This is a genomic window from Rhizobium sp. Pop5 (genome assembly GCF_024721175.1).
Lineage (GTDB): Bacteria > Pseudomonadota > Alphaproteobacteria > Rhizobiales > Rhizobiaceae > Rhizobium.
The window spans coordinates 3,319,612-3,333,259 of sequence record NZ_CP099399.1; the positions used below are offsets into that span (position 1 = coordinate 3,319,612).

14 protein-coding genes and 1 pseudogene are annotated in these 13,648 nt (G+C 63.3%); 8 read left to right on the forward strand and 7 right to left on the reverse strand.

What is annotated here, in order from left to right; all coding sequences use genetic code 11:
* Positions 1–48: 48 nt before the first annotated feature.
* Entirely contained in the window at positions 49–765 is a 717-nt protein-coding gene (locus tag NE852_RS18610; RefSeq protein WP_008533150.1) for an SDR family oxidoreductase, read from the reverse strand.
* Between the two features lie 116 nt (positions 766–881).
* Between NE852_RS18610 and NE852_RS18615 the strand changes: the two genes are divergently transcribed.
* The 3 genes and pseudogenes from NE852_RS18615 to NE852_RS18625 all read left to right on the forward strand — a co-directional run bounded on the left by NE852_RS18615 (position 882) and on the right by NE852_RS18625 (position 4,635).
* Positions 882–1,736: a helix-turn-helix transcriptional regulator gene (locus NE852_RS18615; RefSeq protein ID WP_008533152.1), complete on the forward strand. Its 855-nt coding sequence runs from the start codon at positions 882–884 to the stop codon at positions 1,734–1,736.
* A gap of 181 nt (positions 1,737–1,917) precedes the next feature.
* A pseudogene (gene ggt / locus NE852_RS18620) lies at positions 1,918–3,548 on the forward strand (gamma-glutamyltransferase).
* 112 nt (positions 3,549–3,660) lie between these two features.
* Positions 3,661–4,635 (forward strand): threonine/serine dehydratase, encoded by a 975-nt coding sequence (locus NE852_RS18625; protein WP_008533156.1) that lies wholly within the window; start codon positions 3,661–3,663, stop codon positions 4,633–4,635.
* A gap of 18 nt (positions 4,636–4,653) precedes the next feature.
* Here the strand turns inward: NE852_RS18625 and NE852_RS18630 are convergent, their stop codons facing one another.
* Positions 4,654–5,451 (reverse strand): SDR family oxidoreductase, encoded by a 798-nt coding sequence (locus tag NE852_RS18630; protein ID WP_258155923.1) that lies wholly within the window; start codon positions 5,449–5,451, stop codon positions 4,654–4,656.
* Between the two features lie 115 nt (positions 5,452–5,566).
* On the opposite strand from NE852_RS18630, the gene NE852_RS18635 reads away from it, so the two are divergent.
* On the forward strand, positions 5,567–6,511 hold the full coding sequence (locus NE852_RS18635) for a GlxA family transcriptional regulator (RefSeq protein ID WP_008533163.1): 945 nt from the start codon (positions 5,567–5,569) through the stop codon (positions 6,509–6,511).
* 39 nt (positions 6,512–6,550) lie between these two features.
* Here the strand turns inward: NE852_RS18635 and NE852_RS18640 are convergent, their stop codons facing one another.
* Both NE852_RS18640 and NE852_RS18645 read right to left on the reverse strand, forming a co-directional pair.
* A complete protein-coding gene (locus tag NE852_RS18640) occupies positions 6,551–7,354 on the reverse strand; it encodes a phytanoyl-CoA dioxygenase family protein (RefSeq protein ID WP_008533164.1) in 804 nt (267 codons plus the stop codon).
* A 212-nt stretch (positions 7,355–7,566) separates the two neighbouring features.
* On the reverse strand, positions 7,567–8,478 hold the full coding sequence (locus tag NE852_RS18645; protein WP_258155924.1) for a LysR substrate-binding domain-containing protein: 912 nt from the start codon (positions 8,476–8,478) through the stop codon (positions 7,567–7,569).
* 117 nt (positions 8,479–8,595) lie between these two features.
* On the opposite strand from NE852_RS18645, the gene NE852_RS18650 reads away from it, so the two are divergent.
* The 3 genes from NE852_RS18650 to NE852_RS18660 are packed head-to-tail and all read left to right on the forward strand — an operon-like array spanning position 8,596 to position 9,961.
* Positions 8,596–9,015 carry a tautomerase family protein gene (locus NE852_RS18650; protein WP_008533173.1) on the forward strand — a complete coding sequence of 140 codons (420 nt, stop codon included), beginning with the start codon at positions 8,596–8,598 and terminating at the stop codon, positions 9,013–9,015.
* On the forward strand, positions 9,012–9,413 hold the full coding sequence (locus tag NE852_RS18655) for a cupin domain-containing protein (protein ID WP_008533174.1): 402 nt from the start codon (positions 9,012–9,014) through the stop codon (positions 9,411–9,413). The genes NE852_RS18650 and NE852_RS18655 overlap by 4 nt, the downstream gene beginning before the upstream one ends.
* Positions 9,410–9,961, forward strand: a complete 552-nt coding sequence (locus NE852_RS18660; RefSeq protein WP_008533175.1) for a DUF4865 family protein — start codon at positions 9,410–9,412, stop codon at positions 9,959–9,961. The genes NE852_RS18655 and NE852_RS18660 overlap by 4 nt, the downstream gene beginning before the upstream one ends.
* 2 nt (positions 9,962–9,963) lie before the next feature.
* Here NE852_RS18660 and NE852_RS18665 read toward each other — a convergent pair whose 3' ends face one another.
* The 3 genes from NE852_RS18665 to NE852_RS18675 all read right to left on the reverse strand — a co-directional run bounded on the left by NE852_RS18665 (position 9,964) and on the right by NE852_RS18675 (position 12,649).
* Positions 9,964–10,599, reverse strand: a complete 636-nt coding sequence (locus NE852_RS18665) for a LysE family translocator (protein WP_258155925.1) — start codon at positions 10,597–10,599, stop codon at positions 9,964–9,966.
* A gap of 125 nt (positions 10,600–10,724) precedes the next feature.
* Positions 10,725–12,164 (reverse strand): pyruvate kinase, encoded by a 1,440-nt coding sequence (gene pyk / locus NE852_RS18670; protein ID WP_258155926.1) that lies wholly within the window; start codon positions 12,162–12,164, stop codon positions 10,725–10,727.
* The gene (locus tag NE852_RS18675) at positions 12,164–12,649 is read right to left on the reverse strand and encodes a DUF1036 domain-containing protein (protein WP_088683157.1); all 486 of its coding nucleotides are present in this window, start codon (positions 12,647–12,649) and stop codon (positions 12,164–12,166) included. Before NE852_RS18675 ends, pyk begins: the two co-directional genes overlap by 1 nt.
* A 203-nt stretch (positions 12,650–12,852) precedes the next feature.
* On the opposite strand from NE852_RS18675, the gene NE852_RS18680 reads away from it, so the two are divergent.
* Positions 12,853–13,641 (forward strand): N-formylglutamate amidohydrolase, encoded by a 789-nt coding sequence (locus tag NE852_RS18680; protein WP_258156713.1) that lies wholly within the window; start codon positions 12,853–12,855, stop codon positions 13,639–13,641.
* Positions 13,642–13,648 lie beyond the last annotated feature (7 nt).

Sequence of the window (13,648 nt, forward strand, 5' to 3'; positions counted from 1 at the left end):
TGGAATTTTCCGCCGACAAGACGATCCGCAGCCCGCGGGACATCTGCTTCATGTGCCGAAACGCAGACCGCCATCGCAGGTGAGGACATGGCCACTCATGAAGCCGTTTCCGACCAGGAAAGCGATCGCCTCCGCGATATCCTCCGGCCTGCCGACACGGCCGACCGGCGTGCGGCCGGCGAAATCCGCAAAGACGCCGTCGCGTTGCTCCGGCGCCAGGAAACTCCACCAGGGCGTATCGACGACACCCGGGGAGACACCATTAACGCGCAACGGCTTCAGTTCCGCCGCAAGCACCGGCACCATCGCCTCGATGCCGGCGTTGACGGCCGCAAGTCCCGCCGTGCCGGGCATTGCGGCCTGGGCGCTGACCGCCGAGACGAAGGTGATGCTGCCGCCCGGCTGCAGGAATGGTAATGCCGCCTGGGCCGCAGCCGCATGCGGAATAAGCTTACTCCGGAATCCGGCGAGCAGATCCGCCATGTCGAGCGTGGCGAAGGGTCCGGCGCCATGGCCGCTTCCCATCGCCAGCACCAGATGAGCGAACGCACCGATCCGGTCGAAAGCCTCGCCAAGTGCGGAAAGCTCCGACGCATCGAGCACGAGGTTGCGGATATCGCCGTTGAGCGAAGCCTTCGCGGCGGCGAGCTTTTCGCCGTCGCGGCCCGCGATGGTGACCGTATACTCCTGTTTCAAAAGTAATTTTGCCGTGGCAAAGCCGATGCCGGAAGAACCGCCGATGACGACCACATGCTGCAATGACATGATGCTGCTCCTTGAATTGATCGAGCCGCATGCACTTCAATCGCCTGCGACACCTGCATCATGCGTGCCCTGAAAACTCCAAACAGTTCCGATTTTATCCTGGTATCGATACTGATATGATTGCCGTCATGGACCAAAGAGCCGACACATTCGAAGCCCGCCGCCGCGAGTTCGCGGCCTTCCTGCGCTCCCGTCGCGAACGGCTGACGCCGTCCGATGTCGGCCTGCCAGAAGGCTTTCGGCGGCGCACGCCGGGTCTGCGCCGTGAAGAACTCGCCATGCTCGCCGGTGTCGGCACCACCTGGTACACATGGCTGGAGCAGGGCCGTGACATCAGACCCTCCGCACAGGTGCTCAACGCCCTTGCCGACGCGCTGCGCCTCGATGAAGCCGAGCGGCAGCATCTCTTTACTCTCAACAATCGCCAGCCACCGCAGGCAATATCCTCGACGCCGGAATGTGTCGACGAGCCGCTGCAGCGCATGCTCGCCAACCTGACCCATCAGCCGGCCTATGTGCTCGGCCGCCGATGGGACGTGCTCGCCTGGAACCGTGCCGCCGAGGTGCTTTTCGGTGGTTACGATACGCTGGACGGCGACGAGCGCAACATCATGCATCGCCTCTTCGCCGACCCCGCGCATCGCAGGCTGCTTGTCGATTGGGAGGCGGTTGCCCGCATGTCGCTGGCGATGTTCCGCGCCGACAGCGCGCGTTATGCCGGCGATCCGGACTTCGAGCGGCTGATCGCGCTGCTGAAACAGGCGAGCGGCGAGTTTCGGGACTGGTGGCAGCGCCACGAGGTCGTCAGCCCGCTATCCGGCGTCAAACGCATCGATCATCCGACAAAAGGCCGCATGTGCTTCGAGCATACCGGTCTGACCGTGACGAACCGGCCGGAGATGAAGCTCATCGTCTATACGCCGCTCGATGACGACGACACCAACAGGAAACTCGCCGAACTCCTCGCATAAAGGCGAATCCTTTGCATTGCCTCGGGCTGAGGCAGTCCCATATGTCTTTCCATCATTGTCCACAGGAGGGGAAACCATGGGCCGCCTGCATATCGGGACGATCTCCGTCATATCAGCGCTGTCGCTGAGCCTGACCACGGCCTTCGCCGCATCGCCGGCGCCTGTCGAAGCCGAGCACGGCATGGTCGTCACCGCCCAGCATCTGGCGACCGATGTCGGCGTCGAGGTGCTGAAAAGCGGCGGCAATGCGGTCGATGCTGCGGTCGCCGTCGGTTATGCGCTGGCTGTCGTCTATCCTTCGGCCGGCAATCTCGGCGGCGGCGGCTTCATGACCATCCGCCTGAAGGACGGCACGAAGACCTTCCTCGATTTCCGCGAACGCGCGCCGCTCGCCGCAACGAAAACCATGTATCTCGATGCCAAGGGCGATATCGTGCCGCGCGCCAGCCTCGACGGTTATCTTGCCGTCGGCGTTCCCGGCTCCGTCATGGGATTGGAGACGGCGCGCGAGAAATACGGCACCCGACCCCGTGAGGATCTGATCGCCCCGGCGCTCCGCTTCGCTAGGGAAGGTTTCACGCTGGAACAGGGCGACTCCGCTGGTTTCGCCGGCAATGCCAAACGCCTCGCCAGGGATGAAGAAGCGGCGAAGATCTTCCTGAAACCGGATGGCAAGCCCTATGCCTCGGGCGAAAAACTCCAGCAGCCGGATCTCGCGGCGGTGCTCTCGGCCATCTCTGAAAAAGGCCCCGACGCCTTCTACAAGGCCGCACCCGCCGAGGCGATCGTCAAGGCAAGCCAGGCCAAGGGCGGCGTCCTTGCCAAGGAGGATTTCGAGCAATATGCCGTGCGCGAACTGAAGCCGATCGAGTGCAATTACCGCGGCTACGACATCATCTCGTCGCCGCCCCCTCCTCCGGCGGCGTCATCATCTGCGAGATATTGAACGTTCTTGAGGGATACCCGCTCTCCTATCTCGGCTACGGCTCGGCCGAAACGGTCCACGTCATGGTTGAGGCGATGCGTTACGCCTATGTCGACCGCAATGCTGCCCTCGGCGATCCTGATTTCGTCGAGAACCCCGTCGAAAAGCTGCTGGACAAGAGCTATGCCAAGGAGATCGCCGCAAAGATCGATCCCTACAAGGCCGGGACCTCGGCGAACCTGAAACCGCTCGGTGGTAAGGAAAGCACCGAGACGACGCATTATTCGATCATAGACGATCAGGGCAATGCCGTTGCCGTCACCTATACGCTGAACGGTTCCTTCGGCGCGGCCGTCGTGGCGCCGGGCACCGGCGTCCTTCTCAACAACGAGATGGACGATTTCACCTCGAAGCCCGGCGTGCCGAACCTCTACGGCCTTGTGCAGGGAGAGGCGAACGCCATCGCGCCTAAGAAAACGCCGCTCTCCTCGATGAGCCCGACGATCGTCACCCACGATGGCAAACCCTTCATGGTGATCGGCAGCCCCGGCGGCTCGCGCATCATCACCATCACGCTGGAAGCGATCCTCAACGTCGTCGATTTCGGCATGGATATCAGCCAGGCGGTCAACGCCCCGCGTTTCCATCATCAATGGCAGCCCGACAAGATCTATCTCGAGCCTTATGCGCTTTCGCCGGATACCGAAAAGACGCTTGCCGCCATGGGCTACAGCTTCGATGGCGGCAATGACGGGCCGGTCTGGGGGCAGGCCGCCGGTATCCTCGTCGGCGGCAAGAGCCTTGCCGCCATCGCAAAAGGCGGCGGCGCACGGTATAACGGCGCCATGGACAGCCGTGCGGCGGAAGGATCGGCCAACGGCTATTGACCAGCCGATGACGAGCGTAAGACCATTCGTGTCACGGTGACAAAGTCACCGTTCACAAACGGCTTGCCTCGCCCTATGCATGATCGAATTCCGCAAGCAGGACGATTCCCGAATGGCCAGCATTGAAATGATCGTTGCCGCCCGCGCCCGCCTGCGCGGTCATGCCAGACGTACGCCGCTTCTCTCCTCCCCCTTCCTGAACGAGATCGCCGGCCGGCGCCTGTTCGTGAAGGCGGAATGCCTGCAGCATTCCGGCTCGTTCAAGTTCCGCGGCGGCTGGTCTGCCGTCTCCGGTCTCGATCCGGCCATACGCGCAAGAGGCGTCATCGCCTTCTCCTCCGGCAATCATGCGCAGGGCGTCGCGCTTGCCGCCAAGCTGCACGGCGTGCCCTCCGTCATCATCATGCCGAGCGATGCGCCGAAGCTTAAGATCGCCAACACCCGCGCGTTCGGCGCCGAAGTGGTGCTCTTTGATCGCGCCAACGAGGATCGCGACGAAATCGGCGCGAGGCTTTCGGCAGAACGCGGCCTGACGCTGATCAAGCCGTTCGACGAGCCGCTCGTCATTGCCGGCCAGGGCACGACCGGCCTCGAAATCTCCGAACAGGCCGAAGACGAAGGCATCACATCAGCTGAAGTCCTCGCTCCCTGCGGCGGCGGCGGATTGACCTCCGGCATCGCGCTCGCCCTTGAAGCCAGCGCCCCAGGCTTTCGCGTCCGTCCCTGCGAACCCGAGAATTTCGACGACGCCACCCGCTCGCTCGCCTCTGGCAGGATCGAGCGCAACGCCTCGATATCGGGCTCGATCTGCGACGCGATCCTCACGCCGCAGCCTGGTAATATCACCTTCCCGATCTTGAAGCGCCTTGCCGGCCCCGGTATCGTCGTCACCGATGAAGAGGCACTGCGCGCCATGGCACTCGCCTTCTCGCGGTTGAAGATCGTCGTCGAGCCCGGCGGCGCCGTGGCGCTCGCCGCCGCGCTTTTTCACGGCGAGGCATTGGAAAGCGAAACCGTCGTCGCCGTCACCTCGGGTGGCAATGTCGACTCCGATATCTTCGCCATGGCGTTGGAACGCTTCGGCTGAAATGGACCGGCGGCTTGGTCAGGCCGCCTTGTAACGTTGCGCCGGCGCGGTACGTGAAAGGTTCGGCATCAATGCCTGGCGCGCCTGTTCATAGGCGGCCAGCAGACCGGCATCCTCGAGTGCGGGGATCGTCGCGAATTCGCCCTGCTTGAGGCCTGCGAGCGAGGCATCGACCATATCTTCCGCCGACATCACGATCTCATCAGGCAGGTGCTCGACAGGCGTGCCGGCGATGCCCCAGAACTCAGTCGCGGTGGCGCCCGGCAGAACCGCCTGGATACGGATGTTCTTTTCTGCCAGTTCATGCTTCAGCGACTGACTGAAGGCAAGCACGAAGGCTTTCGTACCGCCATAGACGCCGTTCAATAGTTCCGGCGCGATCGCGACGACCGAAGCGATGTTGATGATCGTACCGCCGCCGCGCGAGACGAAACCGGGAACGGCGGCATAGGTCAGCCGCATCAGCGCCGTCACGTTGAGCTCGATCATCTCCTGCATCTTGTCGACATCGGCAGAAAGCAGCGGCGCCGTTCCCCCGAAGCCGGCATTGTTGACGAGAAGGGTGATGCTCTTGTCTTCTTTCAGCACGCGCTCGACGCGGGCTAAGTCCGCCTTGCTGCCGAGATCGGCGACGAGGGTCTCGACCATCCTGCCGGTCTCCGTCGTCAGCCGGCTTGCCAATGCCTTCAGCCGCTCTTCATTGCGGGCGACGATGATCAGATCGTAGCCCTGCTGCGCCAGCCGGTGGGCATAAATCGCGCCGATGCCCGAGGATGCGCCGGTAACGAGCGCCGTACCCTTATATTCCTGTGTCATGCTCGGTCTCTTTCGTTGCGCTGACCCATGCCTGCGCCTCCAGAGAACCATACGCCAGCTTGTCGGCGTCCTGAATGTCATATATACCACCTTTTAGGACATTGGAGGTTCAGCCATGCAGCACATCGCTTTCCTGCTCTATCCCGGCTTTCAGATCATGAGCCTGGCCGCCGTCTCGGTCTTCGAGTTCACCAATCTCGAACTCGGCCGGAAGGCCTATGACATCACCTACATCTCCGAGGCCGGCGGCACACTGCGCACCTCGCTCGGAATGTCGGTCGAGACCGAACCTTTCGGCGATCCGGCCTTTGACACGCTGATCGTCGTCGGCGCACCCGACCTCGTCTTGCCGAAGCCTGGCGAAATCACCTTCATTCGCGCCGCACTGGGTGCCTCTCGCCGCGTCGCTTCGATCTGCACCGGCGCCTTCTTCCTCGCCGAAGCCGGCATTCTTGATGCTCGCCGCGCGACGACACATTGGTGCCTCGCCCGCGAGATGAAGGCGCGTTACCCGAAAATCAGGGTGGAGGAGGATCGCATCTTCATCATCGACGGTTCGGTCTGGACATCCGCCGGCATGACCGCCGGGATCGACCTTGCGCTGGCGATGGTCGAGAAGGACCACGGCATCGAGGTCGCCCGCGCCATCGCACGCATGCTCGTCGTCTATCACCGCCGCGCCGGCGGTCAGTCGCAGTTTTCCGCGCTGCTGGAGCTCGAACCGAAATCGGACCGCATTCAGAAGGCGCTGGATTTCGCGCGCAGCAATCTGAAATCCCAGCTTTCGGTGGAAGAGCTGGCGGAAGCCGCTCATCTCAGCCCCCGCCAGTTCAGCCGCGCCTTTCGCGCCGAAACCGGCCAGTCGCCGGCCAAGGCCGTCGAGAACTTAAGGCTCGAAGCCGCAAGGCTGATGATGGAGCAAGGCCGCCATCCGATCGACGTGGTCGCCGACGAGACCGGCTTTGCCGATCGCGAACGCATGCGCCGCGCCTTCCTGCGCGTCTTCGGTCAGCCGCCCCAGGCGATCCGCCGCAACGCCCAGCTGGAACGGCAGATGTGAGCACCCGGTCTGCGACGACCGCGTGCTTTTTGCTCGCTGCTACAGGTCAAGCGCCCGGCGGATCGCGATCTCGACCGGCGAATAGCCGCCGTCCTCCCGGTCGAGCCGAAGAGGTTCGGAAGGCGCAAGGCCGGGCTGCGCCATGAAACGCGGCTCTTTGCCGCGATGCATCTGCGCCGCATGGATGAGGAACGGATGGCAGAGATACACCGTGCCTGCCGAACCTGTCGCCAACGCCAGCGGCCGGTCCTCCCCCACATGTTCCAGCCAGAGGTGCGCCATTCCCGCCTCGCCCGCGGGTGCCAGGAGGCGTGCGATATCCTTGTGCGAGCCGACGCGAATGCGGGTCGGCGCGTCCTCCGGCCCGACATCCGAGAACAGGAAGAGCATCAGGAGCGCCCGTCCGCGTGAGGTGACGTTTACCCGCCAGGCGGAAAAGTCCCGCTCCTCGTTCGGATCGGAATGCTCGCTTGGAAAGCTCAGATCGACATGCCAACCGGTGTCGCCTGGATCATCAGTGTGGGGAAAACGGACCGGAAAACTGCCGAGCCCATCGCGCGGCTCCCAGCGCCCGGCGCCGACGAGCTGGTCGAAAGCGGACTGCAGAACGGGCGTATTGACGGCCTTCTCGAACGGCCCGCCACCGTATCCGGCAAGCCGCACGACCGGCTCCGCCCATGTGCTTGGATTGTCGGCATCGAAGGGAATGTCGCGCCACATGATGGCACGGGCTTCCTCGGCCAGCGCGCGAGGAAAAGCATCATCGATCCTGACGAAACCATCCTCGATGAATTGCTCGATCTGCGCGGCGCTGAGCGCCGGCGGGTAAACAGCTGGTGTCATGAAATATCTCTCTATCGCCAAACCTGCCGGCTCTTTCATTGGCCAGATGCAGGGTGCTTACAGCCAACGGCAGCGTACCAGCCGAAGGCTAGCAAGCGGCCGCATCTCCTGACGCCCGAAGGCGGAGCCTTAGAGGCTCAGGAAGAAGACCGTAGCGATATTGAGAGTCGTCATCGTCATGGCAACAAAGCTACAGCCGCGTGCCTGAGGGGTCAATGCTGGGATATCAGGCCATTACTCCCAGGCAGGGCGGCACGCACCGACTGTTGCACGAGCTCGGCAAGCCGCGCCGCGGCTGGTTGCAGTTCGGCTTCGGCCCGGTGCAGGACCAGCCCGAGCTTCGGCAAAGCAGGCAGACCGATGGCCTCGGGCTGAAGCGTCCGGACCTTTGCCGGCAAACCGACCGGCGTACGGATGGTCACACCGAGGCCGGCCGCCGTCGCGGCCCAGAGGCCACCGAGACTGGGGCTGACAAAGGCGAGCCGCCAGGAAATGCCGGCCTCGTCGAGCGCCCGAGTGGCCGCATTGCGCAGCAGGCACGGCGCCTCCAGCGAGGCGAGCGGCATTGGCTCGCCGCTCGCGGCACGCCAGCCCGGCTGCCCCTCTGCTGGGCCGATCCAGCACATCGGCACCTCGCCGATCGCCTCACAATGTGCCGTCAGCGTTCCATCGCTCCAGGCGAGCGCCAGATCGAGCTTGCCCGAGGTGACGCGATCGAGCAGTTCGGCATTGCGCACGACTCGGGCCTCGATGCGCACCTTCGGATGGGCGCGCGCGAAACGCCCGAGCACGTCAGGCAGCAGGTTCTCGCCGAAATCCTCCTGCAGACCGAGCCGCACCCAGCCCTCCAGCTCGACACTGTGAACGGCCGCCGCCGCTTCGTCGTTGAGATCCAGCAACCGTCTGGCATAGCCAAGCATCGTCTCGCCGGCATCGGTCAGCGCCAGCCCACGCCCCGACTTGCGGAAGATCGGCGTACCCGCCTGCTCCTCCAGCTTCTTCAACTGTGCGCTGACGGCCGAAGTCGACCGCCCGAGCTTTTCCGCCGCCTTGGCGAAATTGCCGAGTTCGATACCTGTCGAAAAGGTTCGAAGCACATCGAGATCGAAGATTGTCCGTCGCATCGGATAGTCCTGATTTTTGGGATCATTGATTCAAAAAATTCTGATTTTCAGCATTATCGTGCTGTGCGATGGTTTCGTTGTCAAGGCCGGGGACCGGCCAGAACCATGGAGAACCCGATGCCCTTCGTTCGCATTTCTCTTCGTAAAGGCAAGTCGCCGGACTACCTCACAGCGCTCGCCGACAATATCCAGCGCGCCCTGGTCGAGACTTTCGACGTGCCCGAAAACGACCGCTTCCAGGCCATCCACCAGCACGACGAGAATGAGCTGATCTTCGACCGCAGCTATCTCGCAGGTCCGCGCTCGAGCGATTTCGTCTACATCTCGATCACGATCGGCAGGCCCCGCACGGCCGAGATGAAGGCAGCGCTCTACCGGCGGCTCGCCGATCTTCTGGCTGTTTCGCCCGGCCTCCGGCCTGAGGACATCATGATCGTCATCAGCACGAGCTCGCCTGATGACTGGTCCTTCGGCAACGGCATCGCCCAGATGACCGATCCGGACTGGCGACTACAGGTGGCCGGAGGCCGGCAATGAACGCTTCGAACCCGAAAACGATGACCGTGAGCCGTCCCGGCAAGGTGGTCCGCTCGCCGGAGGGCGTGGCAACCGCACCTTTCTGGGTGGAGATGCTGCTCGAAGGCGCCGACGGCGAGAACACCGCGATGCGCGCCACGCTCGATCCCGGCACCATCACCCGCTGGCACACCCATCCCAGAGGGCAATTGCTCTATGTGCTTTCGGGACAGGGCCTGGCGCAGAACGAGGGCGGCCCGGTCGAAGAACTGCGCGCCGGCGATGCGGTCTGGTTTGCGCCCGGCGAACGCCATTGGCATGGCGCTGCCGATGACAGCCCCTTCAGCTATATCAGTATCCAGCCGGCGGAAAACGGCAGCTTTGTCGAATGGCTCGATCCAGTGGAGGCTCAGCCATGATCGCCATGCAATACAGCTTTACCCTGCCGGCCGATTACGACATGTCGATCATAGACCGCCGCATCCGCGATAAGGGGCCGCTCCTCGACGGCTTCCCCAATCTCGGTTTCAAAGCCTATCTCAGCGCCCGGAGGGGCGAGTTCGGCAGCCGCGACAATCTCTATGCGCCCTTCTACCTCTGGCAGAAGCCGGAGGGGGCAAGCGATTTCCTCTGCAGCCCGGGCTTCGAAGCGCTCACCAGTGCCTTCGGCCGGCCGCAAGTGAAGACCTGGATTGTCTGGGAGGCGCAATTCTCGCCCGATATCGGCGCCGCCGCGTTCGCGACCCGCAATATCCTGCAGACGGAACCCCACGCACCGCTTGCCGATCTCCGGCGAGCCGAAAGCGCAGAGGCCGAAGCCGATGTGGCGGCGGGCGCGCTCGCCTCCGTCTCCGGCTTCGAGCCGACAACATGGACCCGCGTACGTTTCAGCTTATGGCGGGAACCTCGCGAGATCGGCGAACACACACAGGCCTATCGCGTCGGCCATATGTCCTTGGCCCGATGAGTTCAGGCGGTAGCCCGGCGATAAAAGGCAAGCGATCCCGCAAGGGCGAGCAGCGCCCCGCCGCAGGCACGCTCCAGCCACATGGCGCCTGACGTCTTCAGGAAGCGCACGGCCTGCGAACCGAAGAAGGCGTAGCCGAACATGATGATGAAATCGAGTGCGGCAAAGACGAGCGCGAGCACCGCATATTGCCCTGCCTGCGGCTGGGTTGGATCGATGAACTGCGGCAGGAAGGCCGAGAAGAACAGATAGCCCTTCGGGTTGGTCGCCGCGACCATGAAGCTCTTCAGCCCGATCGAAAAGGTCGATCTCGCACCCGCCGATGCGCCAGCGTTCAGCGCCGCATCGATCGTGCCTTTCGAGCGTAGCAGCATGATGCCGAGGAAGGCGAGATAGGCGGCGCCCGCCCATTTCAGCATCGAGAACCAGAATTCCGATGCCGCAAGCAGCGCCCCGAGCCCGATCGCCACGGCGCCGATCAAAACGAAATCGGAAAGCACCGCGCCAACCATGCCGGCGACCGCCCTGCGCAGGCCATGCCGCGAACCGTTGGTCAGCGCCAGCAGAACCGTCGGTCCCGGCGTGGCGATGCCGACGAAGGAAACGGCTGCAAAAGCCAGAAGCGTGACGATATCCATGATGACCCCTCCGAACCCAGGAATCGAAACTTGCACACGCCGCGATCCTTGGCAATGCCTCGTCTCATGAACGAAAAAGCCCGCCGCCTCTTCAGGCAGCGGGCTTTCGAAGGGAAGCGATCGGATCAGATGCCGCTCTGGCCGTCCGAGCCGATATAGGCAATGCGGATCATGTTGGTGGCGCCGGGCGTGCCGAGCGGCACGCCAGCCGAAATGATGATGCGGTCGCCAGGCTTGCCGAAGCCTTCGTCCGCGACGATGCGGCAGGCGCGGTTGACCATGTCGTCGAGATCGGTCGCGTCATGGGTGACGACGCAATGCAGGCCCCAGACGATGGCAAGGCGGCGCGCCGTCTTGATGATCGGCGACAGCGCCAGGATCGGCACCTGCGGGCGCTCGCGCGAGGCGCGAAGGCCTGTGGTGCCCGACGAGGTGTAGCAGACGATGGCCGACAGCTTCAGCGTCTCGGCAATCTGGCGGGCGGCGAGCGAGATCGCGTCGGCGCCGGTCGCTTCCGGCTGGGCGCGCTGGGCATAGATGATCCCGGGATAATGCGGCTCGCGCTCGATGGCGGTGGCAATCGACGCCATGGTCGAGACCGCCTCGACAGGATAGTCGCCCGAGGCCGATTCGGCCGAGAGCATGACGGCATCCGCACCTTCGAAGACAGCGGTGGCGACGTCGGAGACTTCGGCGCGCGTCGGCACCGGCGCCGAGATCATCGATTCCAGCATCTGCGTGGCGACGACAACAGGCTTGCCCGAACGGCGGCAGGCGCGGATCAACTGCTTCTGGATGCCCGGAACCGATTCGAGCGGCATTTCGACGCCGAGGTCACCGCGGGCAACCATCAAGGCGTCGGAAAGCTCGATGATCTCCTCGATGCGCTCGAGAGCCTGCGGCTTTTCGATCTTCGACATCAGGCCGACGCGGCCGCGGGCGATCTTGCGCACTTCGGCAAGGTCGTCGGGACGCTGAACGAAGGAGAGCGCTACCCAATCGACATCGTCGGTGGCAAGCACCGCGTCGAGATCGGCGCGGTCCTTGTCCGTCAGCGCACCGACGCCGAGCAGCGTGTCGGGAAGGCTGACGCCCTTGCGGTCGGAGATGCGCGTGCCCGAAATCACGGTCGTCACGATGCTCTTGCCGTCGCACTTTTCGGCACGCAGCGCGAGCTTGCCGTCGTCGATCAGCAGGCGGTGGCCAGGCTGCACCGATTCCAGAATCTCGGGATGCGGCAGATAGACGCGCGTGGCGTCGCCGAGCGCTTCATTGTTGTCGAGCGTAAAGGTCTGGCCGGGTTTCAGGTCGACCTTGCTGTCGGCGAACTTGCCGACGCGCAGTTTCGGTCCCTGCAGGTCAGCCAGAATGCCGATCGGCCGGCCGGAGCGCGCCTCGACCGAGCGGATGCGCTGGATGAGCGTGCGCATCAGGTCGTGGCTCGCATGGCTCATATTGATGCGGAAGACGTCGGCACCGGCCTGGTGCAGCTTCTCGATCATCGATTCCTCGGAGGAGGCAGGCCCGAGGGTGGCGAGGATTTTAATTTTGCGATTACGCTTCATCAATTCTGACTTTCTTGCGTCCCTGGGGTGTCGGAGAGTTGGACCATCCAGCTGCCCTGGCGGCCCGTGTCGTATTCCTTGAATCCCATCTTCTGGTAACCCCGGGCATAACAATCCTGCACACCCGTGATCTTGAATTCGTTTTCCGCTACGCACATCTGTACGTCACCCGTCCATCGTCCTCCCCGGGCGGCGTCCTCTGCATAGAGGTAATAATAACGCGACTGCAATTCTCCCTCGATCAGCGTGGCGCAAGTCGTTGCCGGCACCTGCCACCAGCCTTCCGTAATCCAGCCGTCCTTGGCCCGATAGCCGATCGCCACGCCGACGAGATTCTGCGTTCCGTTGCAAACGCGAAAATCCGCGCGCGCGGCATCTGCGATGAAGAACGGCATGGCGGCTGCAAGAGCGAACAATGCGAGACGGACCAGCGGCCCGGACCGCGTGAGGAAACTTGGCGCGGCTTGGATCAACACGGCTCCCAAATAGCTCCACGGTTATTCGTTGTCCGTGTCTTCTTGCGCCGCCGTCATGCGAAAGTCAACGCAATGCTAATCGATTATATTTCCTTTCATAAACTGCTCGTTGAGCGTTCATATCCGCCACTTACCGCCTGCCGCGCTTGAACCGGCCGCAACCTCATGCGATCACTAGGTCCGACTGCGCAATGACGAACGGCAATTCCTTCATGGACGACTTCCAATCCTTCGAAATCCTATCCGGAAAACATGACAAAGGCATGGTGATCCTCGCGGACCATGCGATGAACCGTCTTCCCGCCCGATATGAGAGGCTCGGCCTGCCAGAGTCTGCCTTTGCCCGTCACATTGCCTATGACATCGGCATCGAAGGCCTGACGCGGCAGCTTTCGGCAAAGCTCGACGTTCCCGCAGTGCTCGGCGGCTTCTCGCGGCTGTTGATCGACCCGAACCGCGGCGAGGACGATCCGACACTGATCATGAAAATATCGGACGGCGCCGTCATACCTGGCAACCATCCGATCACGCCTGAGGAGTGGGACTACCGCATCGAAGCCTTTCACCGCCCCTATCACGGCGCTGTGGCCGAAACGATCGACAAGGTGGCGAATGCCACCGGCAGGGCGCCACTGGTGCTGTCGCTGCATTCCTTCACACCGGCCTGGAAGAGCATTCCCCGGCCCTGGCACGCCGCGGTCCTCTGGGACAGCGACCGGCGCGCCGTCAGCCCGCTGCTCGACATGCTGCGCGCCGACCCTGATCTGGTCGTCGGCGACAACGAACCCTATGACGGCGCGCTGAAGGGCGATACCATGTACCACCACTGCATGGTCACAGGCATTCCCCACGCGCTGCTCGAGGTGCGCCAGGACCTGATCGCCGACGAGGCCGGCATATCGGCATGGGCCGGGCGGCTGGCGCCGATCTTTGCGGCGATGAATGCCGATCCCGCCTTGCACGCATATGACGTGCACCTGTCGCGCACCGGCCCCTATTGAATATGAA